We start from the raw sequence: 22,058 nt of genomic DNA, 5'->3' as shown, positions 1-22,058 counted from the left end.
TTTTTATCCCTTTCTTTTTTGTTCTTTATGCTGAATAATTTCTTTTGCTAATTGGTTAATATTCCGAATATTAACATTTGTTAAGTCAAGACCTTTTTCTTGCAATTGATAAATTAAATGATAAATTTTTGGTGGTTCAATTAACAATTCTTGTAATAAATTTTTATCCTTAAAAATTTCAAATGGTGTTCCAACTTTTAAAATTCGCCCTTCTTTTAAAGCAATAACTTCATCAGCAATTTCTAAAACATGATCCATATTATGAGTTACTAAAATAATCCGTTTATTTTGTTCTTTATTAATCCGTTGAAATAACTTAATAAAATCTTCTTCACCCTCAGGATCTAACCCAGCGGTTGGTTCATCTAAAATTAAAGTATTACCCTCCATTGCTAAAATCCCTGCAATGGCAACCCGGCGTTTTTGCCCTCCTGATAAATCAAACGGTGAACGTTCTAAATAGTTTAATGGTAAGCCAACCATTTCTAAGTATTTTTTGGCATTTTCTCGAGCAACTTCTTTACTTTCACCTAAGTGAACTGGACCAAACATAATATCTTTTTCGATTGTTTCTTCAAACAATTGATATTCTGGAAACTGAAACACTAAACCAATTGATTTTCGTAATTGTTTAATATTTTTAATTCGTTTTTGTTTTGCTTTAATAATAAAGCCATTTGCATCAACAACTCCCGTGGTTGGAATTAATAAACCATTGATATGTTGAATTAAAGTTGATTTTCCACTTCCTGTTGACCCAATAATAGCAGTAATTTTCCCAGGTTTAATAACAACATTAATATCTTGCAATGAAGTATATTCATAAGGCGTTTTAGGAGCATAAACATAAGACACATCTGTAAATGTAATATCAACATTTTGTAATGCTTCAATTTTAGGTTGTTTTTTTACTTTTGACATATCTCATCCACCAACTCTCTAAGATCTAGTGTATTTTTCACTTCTAAACCATTTAAGCGTAAACTATCAACGACTTTTGAAACAAAAGGCACATCTAAATGAATTGATTTTAAAAATTCTTCATCATACAAAATTTCATGTGGTTTACCACATTTAACCATTTGGCCTTTATTCATAACAATCACTTTATCAGCATTTAAGATTTCGTCCATATCATGCGTAATTGAAATAATTGTTTTCTCACGTGATTCTTTCAATTCAACCATAATTTGTTTAATTTCTTTTCGCCCTTTTGGATCTAACATACTTGTTGCTTCATCAAAAATAATAATATCTGGTGATAATGCTAGTGCTGAAGCAATTGCAACTCGCTGTTTTTGTCCTCCTGATAGCATTAATGGTTCATGGTCAAGAAAATTATTCATGCCAACTTTTGCAGCAGCTTTATCAATAATTGCTTGCATTTCTTTTTGTGGAATTTGCCGATTTTCAAGGCCAAATGCGATATCATCACGAACTGTTGATCCAATAAATTGATTATCTGGATTTTGAAACACAATCCCTAAAAATTTTCGAATTCCTGTAATTGTTGATGAATGAACCTCATTACCAAAAACTTCAATTTTCCCTTTTTGTGGACGTAAAACACCGATAATAATTTTACTAATTGTTGATTTTCCACTACCATTATGACCAATGATTGTAACATATTCCCCATGGTTAATTTCAAAACTAACTCCATCAACAGCATTAGGATGATTTTCCCTATAGCGAAATTCAACATCAGTTAATTTTAATGAAATATCATTTAGTTTCTTTAACTTTGCATTTATTTTTTTTGTTTTTTTTGCCATCTTTTCTCATCCTTAATGTTTTTTTACATAATATTTTAATTATATACTTAATATTTAAAAATATTAATTGAAATTTTATCTTTCCAATTATACCATTAATTATATATAAAAATTATAAATACACAATAAATCATTGCTTTTTTATAAATTACTTGTGTTTTATCAATAACCGCCATCATTAAAAGGATTATCATCTAAGTCAATATTTTGAACATAGACATCTCGTGGTTTTGCACCATTTTGAGGACCAATAATGCCATTTTCTTCTAAAGCATCAATTAAGCGACTAGCACGATTATATCCAATTGAAAATTTTCGTTGAATTAAAGATGTTGAAGCTTTTTGATTTAAAATAACAAAGCGTTTAACTTCTTGATACAATGAATCAATATTATCATTTTCATTGCCACCACCTGTTTCACTATTTATTTCAATATTTAAAAACTCTTCATCATAATCAGGTTCTTGTTGCGCACGACAAAAATCAACTAATCGTTGAATTTCATCATCGGAAATAAATGCTCCCTGTGCACGAGTTGGAATATTTTGTCCTGCTGGTGCATATAACATATCACCATAACCAATTAGTTTTTCTGCACCACCTTGGTCTAAAATTGTTCGAGAATCAATTGCCGAGGTAACTGAAAAGGAAATTCGTGATGGAATATTTGTTTTAATTACTCCAGTAATAACATCTGTTGATGGTCGTTGTGTTGCAATCACCATATGAATTCCAGCAGCACGCGCTAATTGCGTAATTCGCATAATTGAATCTTCAATATCTTTTCCAGCTGTCATCATTAAATCAGCTAACTCATCAATTACAACAACAACATAAGGTAAACGGTCTTTTGGCGTAACTTTTTTATTAAAGGATTCAATATTACGAACTCCACGTTCTGATAATATACTATAACGACGTTCCATTTCAGCAATTATTTTTTTCAAGGCGGAATTTGCTAATTTAGTGTCTGTAATAACTGGGGCTAATAAATGTGGCAAATTATTATAAACAGCTAGTTCAACCTGTTTTGGATCAATTAATAATAATTTAACTTCCGATGGTTTTGTTCGTAATATTAGTGATGATAAAATGGTATTAATACAAACAGATTTTCCACTACCCGTTGAACCAGCAACTAATAAATGTGGCATTTTATCTAATTCAACAAAAATAATTTCCCCATTCACACTACGACCAATTCCAACTAATAATTTACGATCTTGTTTTTCTAATGGTAATCGCTCCATAATTTCACGTAATGTTACTTTATTACTAATTTCATTAGCAATTTCAATCCCAACTGCTGACTTTCCTTGAATTGGTGCTTCAATTCGAACATTTTGGGTAGCTAAAGCATATTTTAAATCATTTTCTAAATGCATAATTTTATTAACTTTTACTCCTGGTTGCATTTGAACCTCAAATTTTGTAATAGTTGGCCCAATATTAATCCCTTGCACACTAGCAGCAATATTAAATTGTTGAAAAACCTGATTAATTTTCACTGCTTTCTTTTGTGCAGCAAGTTTATTTCGTTCATTATTACGACGATTGTCTTCCTTTGGACTTAATAAACCTAAATTTGGTAATTTATAATGCGGATTATTAAAAGTATTTCGACGTGAAACAGTTTGACTAAATTTTTTATTAATTTCAATTGACTTGGGTTTCACAACACGGTGTGGTGGTTGATAAGGCATGTCAAAATGTTGTTGTTCCATTAATGGTGCCTCATAATTAGGATAATACTCATCTTGGTATGGTTCTAATGTATGATGATATTCTTGATTACTTTGTCGATGATAAATTCCTTCATTAATATCAACTGTTTCAAATTGCTCTGATGGAGTTGGATTAAATTCTTCCGTTGGTAATTGTTCATCATAAAATGATGTTTGCTTTAAAGTTGTTGAATTACCACCTCGATTAATTTTACCAAAAGGTGTAATATCGGTTGCTGAATTCAACTTATCTCGTGCAACATCAATATTAATATCTTTTCCATATGAAGAACCATAAACTGGTAAATCATCAAGTTTTTTATTAAGATGAGTACTATTACTACGACGATTACGTGGTTGAATATATTGGTCAGGAGTTAATTGCATTCTTGAACGGTGTGGTAGTGATGAAGAATGTGATGGTTGCGAAGACATTGAATGATAATCATTAAAAGGTTCTTTTCGTAATTCTGGGGTGGAACTAGTTTGATTATCAAAACGAACATAATTTTGTTTCATTTTTTTCTTGCCAACAAAATCATCGGCAATTAAATCATCAATTAAATGTTGGTCATGTAAAGCTGTGTATGATGGCATTTGAATTGTAATATCTGATGCTTCTGTGGTATGCATAACTTGACGAGCAGAAAATAATTCCTCATCGGGAATATTAAAATTTTGGTAAATATTTTGCTTTTGACGGCGATTTGCTGATAAACGCAAAACACGCACTCCTTGTTGTTGACGTTCATTTTTTGGCAAAAACATTCCAATTGCTGTTCCTGTCGTTACTCAACTTCCTCATAATAAAAAAACTGATAAACACAAAATTAAAGAACCAAAAATGGTAGTATAACTAGCAATCCCCGCTAGAAAATTTCCAATCATACCACCCCCAGCATATAAAGTAATTCAAGCACCATTAAAATTAACAAATGTCACTGGGTGATTAGGATTAAAAATCGATGCATCTTGTCATCGTTGCAAATAATTCTTAACAACATCTAAAAAAACAGTTTTATCAAAATATGCCATTTGACCATTAGCATATTGATAAATTAATAAAATACTGCTTACCAATCAGCATGACAAAATAATAAAGGTTACTATCATTCAAATTACCCGTGATTTTAATCGAATTCGTACCCCAATAAAAATTGTAAGTCCTAATACTAAACATACAAAATACATTAGATACTTAAATCAACCAAACGCAAATGTAAATAAAACATCATCAATAAATTGCCCAATTAAAGTAATTCGTGCTACTGCAAGAATAGTAAAAAATGTCACTAATAATGCTCCAATTACTCACCCGATGGAATCATTACGACGCGGTTTTTTTTCGACTTTTAAGATTGCAGTTTTCTCATTCTGATCATCATAAGATTCCTTTCCCATAGTGCAGCCCTCCTAAAATTCTAAATATTTAGAAATTACTTTAAATATGACCATACATTTAAAAGCTTCAAATATTTATCTACTATAAATATATCATAAAATTAAATTTCATTCACAATTGCTAAAATAATTGGTGTTTTTCCTGTTTCTGCTTTAACAAATGAACTAATTGTCGATCTAATTTCATTTTTTACTTCATTAACATCATACATTTCACCAACAACAGCTTTTTTATAATGTTTCTCAATAATTTCAATAATAACTTTTTGCATTTTACGAAAAATGTCATTATTTTCTTGAATGTAAATTACTCCGCGCATTTGCGTATCAATTAAAGAAACTAATTCTTTTGTTTTACTATCAATTGAAACTCCAATAATAACAACGCCATCAGTAGCCAATTGTTTTCTTTCATTTAAAACAACTGCTCCAATGTCACCAACACCAATCCCATCAACATATAAATCAGCGGTTTTTACCTTATTACTTTTTTTCGTATATTCACCATCAATAAACTCAAGCCCTTCTCCATTATCAACAATAAAAATATGTTCTGGATTAATTCCAGCTTCAATTGCTGCCATTCTCGCTTGCACAAAATCTTTATATAATCCTTTCACTGGCACAAAGTATTTTGGTTTAATAATTGAACTCATTAATTTAACATCTTCATAACTTGCTGTCATTGTTCAAACTTTTTTATCTGATAAGGCAATTGTTTTTGCCACAGTTCGCGCTAATTCATCTAAAACATTGGCATGATTTAATTCACTTCCTGGGTTTGGCGGTGTTGCTAAAATAATTGTATCGCTTTCTTTAATATCTAAAATATCATCATTACCAGAAGCAATTTTAATTAAACGACTATATAAACGTTCTCCACTACCAGTTACAATAATTAATGATTTTTCTTCTTTAACTGCTTCTTGTAATCCTTTTAAATTAATTCCATTAAAATTTAGTTTTTTACTATCAGATAATACTTTTAATGACTCCAATAAAGTTTGACCATAAATTCCAACTGAAATATTATTTTCCCGAACTAAATCAAATAACTCACTAATTTTATGTAAATCTTGATCAAAGCAAGCTAAAATAATCCGACTTTCTGTTTCTTTAACAGCTCGTTCAATATAATTTTTAATCTTATGGTTTGGTGCTGTATAGTCACGACGTGAAGCTGATGAAGCTTCTGATAAAAATAATAGTACTTTATTTTTAGCAATAATTTGATTTAAATGTTGTAAATCTGTTGCAAAATTAGGGTCTGCTTTAGCATCAAAAATATAATCTCCAGTATAAATAATTGTGCCATCAGGTGTATGCAATGCAAAACCATAACTATTTGGCATATTTGTTGTTGTTGAAAATACTTCAACCTTGCATAAACCAAAATCAAGAATATCTTTTGCATTAATAACATGAAAACATTCTTCTTTACCACGAACTTTAAAGCGTTGTAAATGAAATTTTAAAATATTACAAGTTAAATCACTTCCATAAACTGGTAATGCTAATTCTTTTAAAATATAAGTAATTGCTTCAGAACATTCATCGGAAGGCTTTGTAATAAAAACACCCTTAATGCGAGCACGGTTTTCCTTTAGATAATCAAAATTAGGAATTACTACATCAATTCCTAAAATTCCACGCTCCGGATTTTTTGTCCCTGCATCAAAAATAAAAATATCTTGTTCTACTTCGATACAGTATAAATTCTTACCTCGCTCATCTAATCCACCAAGAGCGAAAAAATTAATTTTTGCCATAATTAAAATCGTCTACTTTCTATTCTCTATTCATTAATTAATACTTATTTACATTTTATTTTTTAAATGTATTTATACATTTTTCCCCTTAATAATATAAATGTAATCTCTCTAAATAAATGTAATCTTAATTATTATACATTAGTATTAAAAAAATATCCAAATAATCGGAAAAATATCATATTACTATTATCATAACACATTTTTTCAGTTAAAATAATAATATTTAAAAGGATGTGAAAATAATCTTGAAAGCAATTTTTCCTGGTAGTTTTGACCCAATTCATGACGGTCATCTTAATATTATTAAAAAAGCAAGTGCTTTATTTTCGAAATTATATGTTGTAATTACTAATAATTTAGAAAAATCAAACCAAACAAATATTAAAACTCGTGCTAAACAAGCTGTCATAGCTTGTCAAAACCTTAATTTAAATGTTGAAATTGTCATTAATGACCAAATGTTAACTAGCGATTTTGCTAGACAATTAGGTGCTAAATATATTATTCGAGGATTACGAAATAATAACGATTTAAAATATGAAATGGAATTAGCGTTTGCTAATAAACAATTAAATAAAGATCTTGAAACAATTTTTTTTATTGCTGATTATGGTTTGAATGAAATTTCTTCAACTTTTTTAAACCAAATTAAGCAATTAAAAAAATAAAAAAAATATTGAGTTTCAATATTTTTTTATTTTGTCTTTTATTTTCCTAATAAATTAAACATATTTTGTTTATAAATCTCAACTCCGGGTTGATCAAATGGATTTATCTCTAACAAATAAGCTGACATTGCACAAGCTTTCATAAATCAATATGATAAATAACCAAACATTTTATCATCCATTGTTGCAAATTCTAAAACAATATTTGGCACATGGCCAACTTTCCTATGCGCAGCAACAACACCTTGAACAGCAATGGTATTTACTTCATGTAATGTTTTCCCAGCGAGATAATTTAAACCATCAGTATCTACTTCTGCTTTTGACAGTTTAAGATCAATTTGTGGTTTTTTAACTGCAATAACTGTTTCAAATAAAATATTTTTTGTCCCTTCTTGAATGAATTGGCCAAGAGAATGTAAATCTGTTGAAAAAACACATGATAACGGTAGTAAACCCTTTGAATTTTTTCCTTCTGATTCCCCAAATAATTGTTTTCATCATTCGGTAATCATCTGCATTTGTAACTCATAAGTTACAAGCATTTCTGCTTTATATTTTTCCTCTTGATTTAAAATATAACGTCCAACAGCATATTTATAGGCATGATTAGTGAAATCATCAATTAAAGTGTCTTGATAAGCTTGTTGTGCTCCTTTAAAAACATTATCAATGTTAATACCACTTACTAGCATTGCAAAAACACCAACTGGCGTTAACACTGAATATCTTCCACCAATGTCATCTGGAATAACAAAGGTTTGATATCCTGCTTTATCAGCTAATGTTTTTAGGGCTCCTTTCTGCTTATCTGTAATGGCAACAATTAAGTTAGCTGCTTTTAGATTTCCTTCTTTTTTTTCTAAAAGCTCTTTACAAAGACGAAATGCAATTGCTGGTTCAGTTGTTGTTCCTGATTTAGACACAACACAAATCCCAAATTTTTTGTCTTGAAGATATTTTAAAACTTGTGCTGTATAAGTTGAAGACATTGTATTTCCAATATAAATGATTTCTACTTTTTGTTGACTATATAACCCATTAATCATTTCAATTGCTGCTCGTGCGCCAAGATAACTCCCACCAATTCCAATTACTAATAAAACATCAATTTCACTAGCTAATTGCTTTGCTGTTTGTTTCATCTTTGCAAGCTCTGCTTGATCATAATTATTTGGTCATTCAACTCAACCAAGGAAATCATTTCCTAATCCTGTCTTATTATGAATCATTTGGTGAATATCTTTAACTCGCCCTAAATATTTGTTAAAAACAGATTCGGCTAATGCATTAGTAAAATCTACTTTAATCATTTTAATAATATGCCTACTTTCTATCTAAAAAAACCTTCCATTTGTAAAAATTTTAATTTATTTACTTGTTAGTGAATTAATTTTTTCACTTAACATTTGGAATCCTACTCCTGTTTCTTGAATTTGACTATTATTCTTTTTCAATAATTCAGGTCGACAATTTTTATAACTTAATTTCACTTGTTTCTTAACTGGGTCATAGTCTAGTACCTCTACTTCAACACTGTCACCAATATTAACAAATTCTTTGATATCTCTTACATAGTAATCTGAAATCTCACTAATGTGGATTAATCCAGCAGCATTTTTTAATTCACAAAATGCACCAAACGGTGTAATGTTTGTAACTTTTGCAAGAACTTTACTTCCTTTTACATACATAATTCGTCACATCCCCTTTCTGAAACTGTACTAATTATACCGCCAGAACTATGAAAATCATTTTCTAAATAATAAAATATTTTACATAAATGCCTAGCATAAAAAAAGTATCGTTTATTATTTTAATAAATTAATTCGATACAATCCGTTATTTTCGTTACTATTTTCTTCTTGTTCTGTCTTTTCTTCTTTATATGAATCAGTGTAATGACAACTTGGATAATTAGTACAGGCTTTAAAGCGTTGACGTCTCTTATTAAATTTTAAAATAATTTCACCAACTCCACATTCTGGACAAGGACCAAATTTTGGACCAGTTTTATGAATATAACGACATTTAGGAAACCCTGAACATGCAATAAATTTACCATATTTTCCATACCGATATACTAAATCATTTCCACATTCTGGACATTCAATCCCCGCCTTCTCAACTGGAATTTCTTCCATTAATTCCATTGCTGCTTCAATGCGGGGCTCAAATCGTTCTCAAAATTCTTTTAATAATGGCTTTGGATCAGCATCACCATGTGCAATCACATCCAAATTTTCTTCAATTGTGGAAGTATACGTTTCATTAATAATATCACTAAAATATTCTTGTAATTTGTCACTTGTTAAAATCCCTTTATCAGTTGCTTTAATTGCTTTATTTTCTACAATAATATAGCCACGATCTTTTAATGTTCGCATAATTGGCGCATAAGTTGATGGACGGCCAACCCCAATTTCCTCCAATGTTTTAATTAATTTAGCTTCAGAGTAACGACTTGGTGGTTTAGTAAAATGTTGAATTCCATATAACTCATTTAAATTAATAATTTGATTTGGTTTTAACATTGGTAATTTTGCAATTTCCTCATCACCTTCTAAAACATAACATTTTAAAAACCCATCAAATTGAATGGTACTTCCTGTCATTCGAAATTCATAATTATTATTATCTAAAATAATTGCTTTACTTAATAACTTTGCATTAGCCATTAAACTAGCTAGCGCACGATTATAAATAATCTTATATAAACGTAGTTGATCACGACTTAAATATTCTTTTGCCACTTCTGGTGTCATCGTTAAATCAGTTGGGCGAATCGCTTCATGGGCATCTTGCACATTTTTTTTATTTTTTGGTGGTGTTTTAACTTCGCCTAAATATTCTGTGCCATATTTAATTGTAATATAATCAAAAGCATCCTGAACAAACTTATCACTTAACCGAATTGAATCTGTCCGCGGATATGTTATAAACCCTGTAATATTATCTTTAACTTTAATTCCTTCATATAATTGTTGGGCAATTAATGATGTTTTATTTGAAGCAAAACCCATTTTACTACTTGCTTCTTGCAACATTGTTGAAGTCGTATGTGGATTGGGCGATTTTCGTTGTTTTTCACTTTCTTTTATTTGAACAACAACAAAATCTTTTTTTAAAGCTTTTTTAACTTTTAAAACATCTTCTTCTACTTTTAATTCAATTTTCTCATCCTTAAATTTTGTTAATTTAACGACTGCTTTTTTATATAATCCTTCAACAGTTCAATATTCTTCTGGCACAAAGTTTTGTCATTCTTTTTCTCGTTCAACAACTAACTTTAAAGCAACCGATTGTACTCGTCCTGCTGATTTTGACTTAATCTTTTTCTGTAATAATTTGCTTAAGCGAAAACCAATAAAACGATCTAAAATTCGTCGTGTTTCTTGTGAATGAACTAAATTCATATCAAGATCTGTTTGATGTTGAAATGCATCCAACACTGCCTCTTTTGTAATTTCATTAAAGCGAACACGGCGTGATTTATCACCACAATTTAAGACTTCATTTAAATGATACGCAATTGCTTCTCCTTCTCGATCAGGGTCGGTCGCTAGAATAACCAAATCTGCTGCCTTGGCTTCTTGCTTTAATTTTTTAACAAGTTCTTTTTTTCCACGTTCCATTTTATAACTTGGTTCAAAAGTTTTAATATCTACTCCTAATCCATATTCACCCTTTGTTGATAAATTACGAATATGTCCTTCTGATGATAAAACTAAATAATTTTCGCCAAGATATTTTTCAACTGCTTTCGTTTTAGTTGGGGACTCCATTATTACCAGCGTCTGTGCCATGTTTTCTCTCCTTTATTTTTTAAAACACATCAATAATTATTATACATAATATTTTAAAAAACTATTTTTAAATTTATTATTCTAAATTAAAATATTTTTTTTATTTTAGCAGTTATTGTATTTATTCCTTCAGCAACACTAGGAACAGTAAAATACAAAATAACAGTTATTGCAATTAATAATAAAATAACACCTAAAATACCCATAGTAATTCAAAAAGCTTTAACATTAAATTTTGATTTAACAACTACGCCAAATTCATTTTTTTTAATTTTTTTTGTCTTATTTTCTTTTGCACGATAAAAATTTTCAATTAATTGATCATATTGTTTTTCTGTCACACCAAACTGTGCCATTGCTTCAAAATGGTCCATTTTAAGATGACCATATTCATCAAATATTTTGGGATAAATTTCACTAGCTCGTTTTTCCCCTAATGATGTCTTAATTGTATAATCCTTATATGTCCAGAAAACTGGTTTTGTATCCTTTACTTTATCAATATCAACAAATTTTAATTCTTCATCTAAAACATTTGTTTCTATTATTTCTGGATTAGATTCCATTAAATCAAAATCTGGTGATTTGACACCTAAAAAATCATGAATATCTTCAGCAGCAATATTATTAACATCATTATCATTTTTTGAAATATCATTGTCTTTTTTTTCGGGGGAATCTGCTTCTTTAAATTCTTCATCATTAAAAAAGAAACTATGCGCATCATCTTCAGGATTAAAGTTATTATCTGAATCCTCTTCAAAATCAAGGAAATTAAACTTATCTTCTACATTCTCTTCAGTTAAAGATGAACTTTTTTCTGGTTCAGAACTAGCAATTATTGGCGAAACATTTTTTTCATTTAAAGCATCAGATTGGTCAGTTTTTTGCTTTAATAATGTTGAATCATTATTATCTGTTGGTAAATTCATAGGACCATTATTACTTGTATCATCAGCTGCTGAAGTAGGATTTGTTTCTTTATCTTTTTTTTCTCAAGCATTAACTAACTTTTGGTTTAGTGCTTCTGCTTCTTTCAAATGACGTAATGACGTATCTAATGTCTGTTTTAAGTTTTGATATTCATCAAAATTAGATTTTGGTCGACTACGATGACGCCCAATAAACTCATCTAAAATATCAGAAATATGCACTGCTCAATTATATTCTTCTTCAGCGCTTAATGATGAAATTGGACGACGAAAATCATTATAATATCGTTCTGTTCCTAATGGAATGCGAGAATTATAAGGAGATAAATAATAATCTTCTCTAACCGGTTGATATTGAAAATTATCATTAATTCTAGCATTATTTGCTAAATTATTAAAATTTTGTCCAACATTATAAGGATTGTATTGATAAGGCTGTCCTAGGGGCAAACTTTGATTTGGTTGTGGCCCTGGCATTGGATATTGAATAATTGGAGAATATTGATACTGGGAAAATAATGGCGGATATGGTTGCTGTGGAATTGAATATTGAATTAATGGTGGTGTTCCACATCCATAAGAAGGAAAAATAGGATATTGATAATAATTAAAAAAATTCGGATGATGAATCCGACAATTATTGTGACAATTACTGTTATGACCCTTCTTACTATTTTGACACATATATTCACCCTACTTGTATTAATCACTTGTATTTATTATATCATAAAATAATATTTTCTTCTATTAGCGTTATTATTAAGAACCTACCTTTTACCCTTACAAAATAAATTAGATTAAAATAACTTTTAATAAAAATAATTGAAGAAAACTTCAATTATTCTTATTTTAAAAAACTTTTATACTCTGACAAGTTAATAATTAACAAATTGATAACACATCAACATATTCCAAGTTATGTGCTTCCGCAACTGGGGCAAAAACAAGTTTACCTTCAACTGTTTGAATTCCTTTTCGAATTGGCGGATGTGTTTTACATAGTGTTTTAAAATCAGTATTAGCAATTGCTAGAGCATATTGAATTGTTGCATTTGTTAAAGCAATTGTACTTGTTCTTGGTACTGCGCCTGGCATATTTGCTACTGAATAATGGATAACATCATGCATAATGAAAGTTGGATTATCATGGGTTGTTGCCTTAGTAATTGTTTCAACACTACCACCTTGGTCAATAGCAACATCAATAATAATACTATTTTTTTTCATTTTTTTAACCATTTCTTCAGTTACTAGTTTTGGTGCTGATGCTCCTGGGATTAAAACCGTTGAAATAACAACATCACTAGCTAAAACTGATTTTTCAATATTAGCATGGTTAGATTTTAAAATATGGACTTGTTTACCAAACAAGTGATACAATTGTCGAATTCTATTTTCATTAAACTCAATTAATGTAACATCACAGCCAATGCTTGCTGCCATATTCGCGGCAGCTGTTCCGGCAACACCACCACCAATAACAGTAACCTTCGCTCGTTCTGTTCCAGGTGTACCATTCATTAATAAACCACTACCACCAGTTGTTTTAAACATAAAATACATTGCATTAGCAACTGCTAATCTTCCTGCAACTTCACTCATTGGTCTTAACAATGGTAATGAATTATCTTCAAGTTGAATTGTTTCATAAGCAATTGCCGTTACTTTTGCATCAAGTAATGCTTTAGTTAATGCTTTATCTGAAGCCAAATGAAAGTATGTAAAAATAATTTGTCCTTCATAAAAAAATTTATATTCACTTTCTAATGGTTCTTTCACCTTAATAATCATTTCCTTTGTCCAAATTTCAGCCGGATTATCTAAAATAATAGCTCCTGCTTTTTTATAATCATCATCAGTAAAACCGCTTCCAAGACCAGCATTTTTTTCAACATAAACTTCATGCTTATGTTTTACTAGTTCAATCACACCACTTGGTGTTACCCCAACACGATTTTCTTGTGCTTTAATTTCTTTTGGAATTCCTATTTTCATGTCTTTGTTTCCTTTCCTAAAGACTTATTAAGTAAATCATTATAAAATTGTCGTTTGTCATAATATGCTAGTAAATAATCATCAAGTTGATTAACTAATTTTTCATTTCATTGATCATAGCTTTCCGGTGAAAATATTATCTTTCTTGTCGTTAAATTATTAGCATTTGGTTTTTTTCTAATTTTTAAATAAGATAATAATAGCATAATAGCTACATAAAAAACGACAATAACTGCTAATCATTTTAAATAATTAGTAAAAACATCGGGCTTAACATCTAACCCAACTTCAATACCAACAAAAACTGTTAAAAAAGCTAATACTACGCCAAGAGCCCCCCCTAGCATTAAACCAAATCCTGTTTTTGGCTGATATTTATTATTTTTATAATAAGAATATGCTGCAACTGGAAAAGCTGATCCTGACGCTAATGTCATAATTGGAAATGCAACTTTAATATCCATTCCTAATAATGCAATTGTTGCTAACGCGGGAGCATATAACCCTATTCCGAATGCTTGCAATCCACCATAAACCATAAATAAAATAAAGGCAAGTCCTAATTGTCATCCTTCCAAACCAGTTTTATTTCCACTTGGTAAAACATTTAATTGTGTTAAAATCATTAGGATTGCAACAATTGCTAACACAATGGCCATTGTTAAACTAATATGTTTGGCACTAATTCTTTTTGTTAATTCGGCACCAACAAAACTACCTAAAATTGCTCCAACAACCAATAATACTAATGTTAAAACCTCAACATTAATTGCAGCAACAAAGATGGTTCCAGCAATTAAGTTTGGTATTCCTAACCCAATGTTTAGTGTTCCTGGTAATAATGCATCATTTTTAACAATCTTTGTTGCTTTTAATCCTGCCGTTGCAACAGCAAAACTACCAACTCCAATTGTATCTAAAAATGAACCAACAAAACCGATTGCGGTTATCTTAAAAATATTTTTTTCACGATCCATATAAGTCTTTTTAATAACTTTTAACATTAAAATAAAATAACCAATAATAACTATTAAGGTTATTAAAACAATAATAAAAGCAATTAAATATTCTTTTTTTGTTAAATCAAAACTTTCATTTCTTGTTTTTGGAAAGTAAAGTAAGTAATTAATTAATAATGTTCCAATAATTAATAGTGGTAAACTAATAACACTTATTAAAACTAAAGTTTTAGTACTAATTGGTTTTCTGGTTTTAAGCTTTTCCTCTTTTAAAGCTTCTAACATTGTTGCTTGTTCTAAACTTGCTTTTTTCTTTAAATCTTTGATTTCACTATTTAATTTTATAAGTTCTGCTGCAACTTCAATTTTATGTGCTTTTTTAAAAGCAATATTTTTTTCAAATGTAAACATACATAAATCAGCCATTTTATTAATATCTTGTTTTAATTCTATCATTTTAGATTTATATAAATTTTTTAATATTTTTAAATTAGTTTGATATTCTTCTATTGTTATTTTTTTGCTCTTTTTTAAACTGTTTAAATCTGTTAAATGATTTTTAAAATCTTTTTTTAAGTTTTCTAGTAACGTACTAAAATAATATAAATCAGTAACAAATTTATCCAAATTATCTTCTTGTGTTAAAATTTGATGTTGAATACTATTTAAATTCTCTTTCATTCCTTATCCTTCATTCTTTATTTAAATTAGATTAATATCTTTTGTTATCTCGGGCTAAATTATGTCACATTTCTTTTTCTTAAAATGATGATATATTAATTTTATTCTTTTGTAAATTTTTAATAAATAGTTTAAATAATTATTAAGTTTTTTCTTAATCTTATTATTACTTAAATTTAGAAAAAAATATTTTTTTTTTTTTAAATTTCAAACTGTTTTTTAAGCCTTCTTTTTGCTAACTTTACCATAATAAAAACCTTCTTTCTTAATTGTACTTTCTAGAAAAAGCAATTTTTAGCGAAAAAAGGTTTTAATAACTACTATGAATTTATTTCCTAATTGTTGTACCAGCTTTACCCGCTAATGCTGCTTTAGCTTGGGCTAACTCCGCAATAATTGCCATTTTCTGTGACCCAGAACTAGCAAATTTCATTGCAGCTTGTACTTTTGGTAACATACTACCTGGCGCAAATTGATTTTCGGCAATATATTTTTCTGCCTCAGTTAAAGTTAAAACATCTAACGCCTGTTGATCAGGTTTTCCATAATTGATTGCAACTTTAGCTACTGCTGTTAAAATCATCAATTTATCGGCTTTAATTAACTCCGCTAACTTTGCACTCGCAAAATCTTTGTCAATAACAGCAGGAACGCCTTGATAAGCAGTTCCTGTTTTTACAACAGGAATGCCCCCACCACCAACGGTAATTACAATATGTCCTTGCTTAATTAAATCTTCGATAATTTCTTTTTCAACAATATCAATTGGCTGTGGTGATGCAATTACTCGTCGTCATCCCCGTCCAGCATCTTCTTTAACAGTAAAACCATTTTTTTCAGCTAATGCTTTTGCCTCTGTTTCGGAATAAAACGCCCCAATTGGTTTTGTTGGATTATTAAAAGCAGAATCTTTTTGATCAACTTCAACTTGTGTTACAATTGTTACAACATTTTTCTTAATTTTACGTTTATTTAATTCATTTAAAATTGCATTTTGTAAATGATAGCCAATATAGGCTTGTGACATTGCTCCACACTCTGGAAATGGCATCATTGGAATTTTATTATTCACATGTGCAGCTTCATCAAAAGCATTGTTAATCATTCCAACTTGTGGTCCATTCCCGTGCGCAATAATTAATTCATCACCATTTTCAATGATGTCAACCATTGCTTTCGCAGTATCTTTTACAATTTCTTGTTGTTCACTGGGGGAATTTCCTAATGCGTTTCCTCCTAACGCAACAACTATTCTTGCCATAATTTACATATCCTTTCTCTTAAAATGAAAACTTTCTTAATCAATTGGCATTGAGAATCAAGGGCTAGTGTTTGAAATTGGTAGTAAAGTTCCAATTCCTAATAAGATAATTGTTGCAATAACAATTCCAACAATTAATGGTCATGATGCTTTAATAAAACTACCATAAGGAACTTTTGAAATTGATAAAGCTGCCATTAAAATTGCACTTGTTGGAGCAATTAAATTAATAATTCCATTTGCGAATGAAAAGGCAGTAATTGTTCCTGATGTTAAACCAGTTGCTACCCCATTAGCAACAGGACCTAAAATTGGGAAAACAGTTTGAGCAAATCCTGAACTAGATGGAATTACAAATGAGATAATTAGGAAGAAGAAGAAGGCTACCATAATAAAACCTGTTTTTCCTAATTTCGACATTGGTGCAGATAATCCACTAACTAATTTGTTTTGCATTCCAGTATTTGTCATAATAAACCCAATTCCAGCTGCAAATGCAATAACTAAACAAACGGATAAGATATCAGCTGAACCACTGATAAAACTATTAACGTATTTTTCTTCTCCTTTTCAATTAATTAATGCAATAATAATTGATGCAATAAAGAATAATGCTGAAATTTCCATAAATGATCATTGTCCTAATGGTGCAAAGAAATTGGCAATAAATGGGGCATGTTCACTAACTAATTTTGTAAAATTAACAAAGGCAGGAATTCCAAATTTGTCTCATCCAATTAATGAAAAAATCATCAAGACAAAACTAATCATAAAAATTGCCATAATTGCTTTTCGCTTACCATTATATTCTGGTAAATCATCAACAATTGCAAATTCTGCTTCATAAAAATCTTTTTTATCAAACAATGGTGATTTCCCTGGTGTACGGCGAACACATAATGCATATCAAACAACAAATGAAATTCCACCAGCTGTTAATAATAATCATGACACAGCTCTTCAAATAATTCCTGTTGTTGATGTTAAATCAGGCACACCAGCACTATCAGCGGCAATTTGAATAACAAACGGATTTAATGTTGAACCAATACAACCAATCCCGGCACCAAATAAAATCGCCATTACCGCTGTTAAAACATCAAAACCAGCAGCCAATAAAACAGGAATAATAACTGGGTATAAGGCAATTGTTTCCTCACCCATTCCATAAGTTGTACCACCAACTGAAAATAAAAACATTACAATTGGAATAATTCAAATTTCACGGCCTTTCATTTTTGCGACTAAACGGCCAATTCCAGCATCTAATGCTTTTGATTCAATAACGATTCCTAAGAATCCTCCTAAAACTAAAATAAAGACAATAACATCAACTTTATTTTTAAATCCTTGCATTGGAGCTAAAAATAAGTCAAAAATTCCGGCAGGACCACCATTGTGAAGGTTTCCATCAGCATCTTTTCATTGGCCAGTTGTTCCTGGAATTCAAGATACAATAATAATTAAAAGCGTAATTCCTAATAAAATTGTAAATGCTGTGGGTAATTTAAATTTAAACTTTTTTTTCTTTTTTATATCCATTTTTGCACCCCCTTTTAATCTTTCATAAATAACCTAGCCACGAATTGTTGCTAGCATTACTGCTTTAATAGTATGTAAACGATTTTCTGCTTCTTCAAAAACACGTGAATATTTTGATTGGAAAACTTCATCAGTAACTTCTAATTCTCCAGTTCCACCAAATTGTTTAATCACTTGTTGTGCAGTATCTGTATTCCCATCATGGAAACTTGGTAAACAATGTAAAAAGATAGCATCTTCTTTTGCTTGTTTCATTTTTTCCATTGTTACTTGATATGGTGTTAAATCCTTAATTCTTTTTCCTCAAACGGCAGGATCTTCTCCCATTGACACTCAAACATCAGTGGCAATTGCATCAGCATCTTTTGCTGCTGTTTTGTGGTCTTCAGTTAACGTAATTGAACCACCATGTTCTTTCGCAATTGCTTGTACTTTTTTCAATAATTCTGCATTTGGTCATAAGTCTTTTGGCGCACAAGCAACAAAATGCATTCCTAATTTAGCACTAACAACCATATAACTATTTGCCATATTAAAACGAGAATCACCAAAATAAACAAATTTTAGCCCTTTCATATTGCGTTGTCCTTTTTCTTCTTGCAATGTTAAAATATCAGCTAACATTTGGGTTGGGTGAAATTCATCAGTTAATCCATTTCATACTGGAACACCTGAATATTTTGCTAATGCTTCAACATCAGTTTGTTTAAATCCACGAAATTGAATTCCATCAAACATTCTCCCTAACACTTTTGCAGTATCTTCAATTGATTCTTTTTTCCCCATTTGACTACCACTTGGTCCTAAATAAACAGGGTGCATACCTAAATCAAATGCTCCTACTTCAAAAGCACATCTTGTTCGTGTTGAATCTTTTGCAAATAATAAAGCAACAGATTTTCCAGCTAATGGTTTTTGTTCAGTTCCAGCATATTTTGCTTCTTTTAATTGTCTTGCTAAATCTAATAAATAGTAAATTTCTCTTTGCGTGAAATCTAGTAAAGTTAGGAAACTTCTTCCTTTTAAATTTACAGCCATATTATTTTTTCTCTCCTTTTAAAATATAATATTAATATTTTAGATATCTTCTCTTCAAATTGGCATTGACATACAGCGAGGTCCTCCACGCCCACGTGATAATTCAGCTGAATCAATAACGTGGACTTTAACACCAGCTTCTTTTAAAATTTCAATTGTAATTTGATTTCTTGAATAGGCAATCACTTCGCCAGGACGAATTGTAATAACATTTGTCCCATCATTTCATTGTTCTCTTGCCTGTGCAATTGGATCTTCTCCACCACATTTAAAAATTTGAACTGGCTTACCAACTTCTTCTGATAAATAATCCTTAATTGTTTCTTTAATTTCTTTAACTCCATTTTTTGTAATTTCAAAAATTTTAAATTCACCCATTGCTTCAAAAATTAATGGATGCGCGATAAATTTATCATAATCAATATTAGTAAAAACAGTATCTAAATGCATAAAAGCACGATTTTTTGTTTTTAAATCTAATGCAATTACTTTTTCATAACTAACTGAATCATTTTCAATTAAGTTTTTTGCTACTATTTTAATAGCTTCCATCGATGTCCTTTGTGAAACACCAATAATTAATGTTTTTGCATTTAAAACTAAAATATCTCCACCTTCTAAAGTTTCTTTTTCGTTACGATCATATCAAAAATTAATTTTTCCTTTAAAACGGGGATGATGTCTTAAAACAACATCAGAAAATAATGTTTCACGATTTCTAGTAACCGTAAACATTTTATGAATAGTTGCACCATTTCCAATTGATGCAAATGGATCACGTTGGAATAAAATATTTGGCATTGGATCAACCGCTAGCGGATAATTATCTGTAATTTCTACTCCTAACTCGTATTTTGTTACTCCTGCTATCATTTTATTAACAAGAGCTTGATTATCTAATTTACCTAAATAAGTACGTAACTTACTAATGTATTCTTCTTTAGCACCAGATTCTTTTAAAAACTGTTCTAGTAATTCTTGCCGCATTTTTGAATCAGTGTCTAAAACTTCAGCGACTAATTTTTCAATATATAATACTTCAACACCTAAGTCTCTAAAAGTTTGTGCAAAAAAATCATGTTCTTTTTGTGCAACTGCTAAATCTGGTGTATCATCAAACAATAATCGTTCTAATAAATCTGGTGATAAATTAGCTAATTCATCGCCAGGACGATGTAGTAATACTGTTTTCAAATTACCTATTTCTGAATAAACATTAATACCATATTTTTCTGTCATGTTACTTGTCCTCTTCTCTTTCTACGTCCATTTTTATTAAAATCTTTTAATAAAAATTAAAGATAAACATGCAAAACTAAAAAATGCAAATTGCTGTTAAATACACAGAATACCTATCAAATTGTAATGTCCTTTAATATCATTTAAATAAATATACTCAAGATTGATTATGTTATCCTTTTATCAAATATATTTAAAGCAATACACTTTCTCATATTGCATAAGTAAAAATGCCATTGTTTACTTTTTTATCCTTATACTTTTATATTATTCTTTTTAATTTTAAAAACAAGTCTTTAAAGTTTTTTATTATGTTTTTTATCAATAAAAATAAAAAAACAATAAATTCTTATTGTTTTGTTGTATTAATGATATTTGTTGTAGTTAAAATATTAATTAATAAATCATGTAAACATTGAATAATTTGAACTAAAGGAACAACTTTATTACGATATTCTGTTGTTTTTTCAGCAATTTCTAATCGCTTTTCCGGGCTTAATGCGATGACAAAATTATGATACGCTTGGACTTCTTCAATAATTTTTTCTTTATTAAATTCTGGTAATTTAATTTTTCCATCATTATAATCTTTTTCAATTTGATTAATATTTTCTAACTGCCCTTTTAACTTTTCTTCTTCTTTTTCAGGAGAAAAATCAGTTAACATAATATCACGTTGTAAAAATAAGCCTAATTGATTTACTAAATTTCAAATTTCTAAAGCATCATTAGCACTATTAATATCTTTTAAACATTTATCAAGTGCTGGGTCAAGATCTTTTATCTCATCATCATAAATTTTTGTTAACTCACCAATCTCTACCTTCATCATATTTACAAAAAGTTTATTTAAATCAACAGGGCTAGCTTCTTTTGCACTAGTCATAAAATCATTTAAAAATCGTGGCAATGGAATAATTGCGTTAAATAATTTGCTTACTTCAATTAATGTTGTAACTTTTTTCTGGTCAATTTCTTCTGGTTTTTTATCTTGTAAATATTCTGCTCTAATATCATCAAATAATGGTTTGATTTCTGTTTTCACAAAATTAAATAAATCTTCAAAATTAGTTTTAAACTTTGCCCCCGCTAAAAAAGCTTCTACTTTTGGATTTTTTTCCGCTGTGTCTTTTGCATAGTCTGTTTCAAAAAGATTAATATATTTTGTTAAATAACTCATCATTCCTTTTTCAACATCTGTTCAGAAATTACTCTGTTGTGTCATTTTTTATCCCTCTATTCTTCTATAATTTTTATGTATTTC

Annotated in this window: 16 protein-coding genes; 1 reads left to right on the top strand and 15 read right to left on the bottom strand. The window is 29.5% G+C overall.

Translation table 4 applies throughout. The annotated features are described in order from the left end of the window. Nucleotides 1-3: 3 nt before the first annotated feature. The 4 genes from SPM_RS04495 to SPM_RS04480 form a co-directional block, all read right to left on the bottom strand. Complete coding sequence (locus tag SPM_RS04495) at nucleotides 4-921, bottom strand: energy-coupling factor transporter ATPase (protein WP_004028411.1); 918 nt, start codon at nucleotides 919-921, stop codon at nucleotides 4-6. Next, the gene (locus SPM_RS04490; protein ID WP_004028410.1) at nucleotides 909-1,775 is read right to left on the bottom strand and encodes an energy-coupling factor transporter ATPase; all 867 of its coding nucleotides are present in this window, start codon (nucleotides 1,773-1,775) and stop codon (nucleotides 909-911) included. The genes SPM_RS04495 and SPM_RS04490 overlap by 13 nt, the downstream gene beginning before the upstream one ends. A gap of 159 nt (nucleotides 1,776-1,934) precedes the next feature. Further along, nucleotides 1,935-4,901: a DNA translocase FtsK gene (locus tag SPM_RS04485; protein ID WP_004028409.1), complete on the bottom strand. Its 2,967-nt coding sequence runs from the start codon at nucleotides 4,899-4,901 to the stop codon at nucleotides 1,935-1,937. A 101-nt stretch (nucleotides 4,902-5,002) separates the two neighbouring features. Next, the gene (locus SPM_RS04480; protein WP_004028408.1) at nucleotides 5,003-6,670 is read right to left on the bottom strand and encodes a ribonuclease J; all 1,668 of its coding nucleotides are present in this window, start codon (nucleotides 6,668-6,670) and stop codon (nucleotides 5,003-5,005) included. A gap of 236 nt (nucleotides 6,671-6,906) precedes the next feature. On the opposite strand from SPM_RS04480, the gene coaD reads away from it, so the two are divergent. Next, the gene (gene coaD, locus SPM_RS04475) at nucleotides 6,907-7,341 is read left to right on the top strand and encodes a pantetheine-phosphate adenylyltransferase (protein WP_237238014.1); all 435 of its coding nucleotides are present in this window, start codon (nucleotides 6,907-6,909) and stop codon (nucleotides 7,339-7,341) included. Between the two features lie 38 nt (nucleotides 7,342-7,379). On the opposite strand, the gene SPM_RS04470 is transcribed toward coaD, so the two are convergent. From SPM_RS04470 to SPM_RS04420, 11 genes are all read right to left on the bottom strand, one after another. Further along, nucleotides 7,380-8,654 (bottom strand): glucose-6-phosphate isomerase, encoded by a 1,275-nt coding sequence (locus SPM_RS04470; RefSeq protein ID WP_004028406.1) that lies wholly within the window; start codon nucleotides 8,652-8,654, stop codon nucleotides 7,380-7,382. Between the two features lie 57 nt (nucleotides 8,655-8,711). Beyond that, complete coding sequence (locus tag SPM_RS04465; RefSeq protein WP_239498709.1) at nucleotides 8,712-9,047, bottom strand: S1 RNA-binding domain-containing protein; 336 nt, start codon at nucleotides 9,045-9,047, stop codon at nucleotides 8,712-8,714. A gap of 105 nt (nucleotides 9,048-9,152) precedes the next feature. Continuing rightward, complete coding sequence (gene topA / locus SPM_RS04460; protein ID WP_004028404.1) at nucleotides 9,153-11,147, bottom strand: type I DNA topoisomerase; 1,995 nt, start codon at nucleotides 11,145-11,147, stop codon at nucleotides 9,153-9,155. An 86-nt stretch (nucleotides 11,148-11,233) separates the two neighbouring features. Then, nucleotides 11,234-12,763, bottom strand: coding sequence for a hypothetical protein (locus tag SPM_RS04455; protein WP_004028403.1), 1,530 nt, complete (start codon nucleotides 12,761-12,763; stop codon nucleotides 11,234-11,236). A gap of 198 nt (nucleotides 12,764-12,961) precedes the next feature. Further along, a complete protein-coding gene (gene ald, locus SPM_RS04450) occupies nucleotides 12,962-14,074 on the bottom strand; it encodes an alanine dehydrogenase (protein ID WP_004028402.1) in 1,113 nt (370 codons plus the stop codon). Further along, complete coding sequence (locus tag SPM_RS04445; RefSeq protein WP_004028401.1) at nucleotides 14,065-15,714, bottom strand: sulfite exporter TauE/SafE family protein; 1,650 nt, start codon at nucleotides 15,712-15,714, stop codon at nucleotides 14,065-14,067. Before SPM_RS04445 ends, ald begins: the two co-directional genes overlap by 10 nt. 328 nt (nucleotides 15,715-16,042) lie before the next feature. Further along, nucleotides 16,043-16,975, bottom strand: coding sequence for a carbamate kinase (gene arcC, locus SPM_RS04440; RefSeq protein ID WP_004028400.1), 933 nt, complete (start codon nucleotides 16,973-16,975; stop codon nucleotides 16,043-16,045). Nucleotides 16,976-17,011: 36 nt separating this feature from the next. Continuing rightward, complete coding sequence (locus tag SPM_RS04435; protein WP_004028399.1) at nucleotides 17,012-18,517, bottom strand: YfcC family protein; 1,506 nt, start codon at nucleotides 18,515-18,517, stop codon at nucleotides 17,012-17,014. A gap of 33 nt (nucleotides 18,518-18,550) precedes the next feature. Beyond that, entirely contained in the window at nucleotides 18,551-19,555 is a 1,005-nt protein-coding gene (argF, locus tag SPM_RS04430) for an ornithine carbamoyltransferase (RefSeq protein ID WP_004028398.1), read from the bottom strand. Between the two features lie 39 nt (nucleotides 19,556-19,594). Next, nucleotides 19,595-20,794 (bottom strand): arginine deiminase, encoded by a 1,200-nt coding sequence (locus SPM_RS04425; RefSeq protein ID WP_004028397.1) that lies wholly within the window; start codon nucleotides 20,792-20,794, stop codon nucleotides 19,595-19,597. Between the two features lie 349 nt (nucleotides 20,795-21,143). Then, nucleotides 21,144-22,019: a hypothetical protein gene (locus SPM_RS04420; protein WP_004028396.1), complete on the bottom strand. Its 876-nt coding sequence runs from the start codon at nucleotides 22,017-22,019 to the stop codon at nucleotides 21,144-21,146. Nucleotides 22,020-22,058 lie beyond the last annotated feature (39 nt).

Origin of the sequence: Spiroplasma melliferum KC3, assembly GCF_000236085.2 — a bacterium.
Classification (GTDB): domain Bacteria; phylum Bacillota_I; class Bacilli_A; order Mycoplasmatales; family Mycoplasmataceae; genus Spiroplasma; species Spiroplasma melliferum.
Note: the sequence above shows the minus strand (reverse complement) of the source record. Positions and strands in the feature narration are given on the sequence as shown.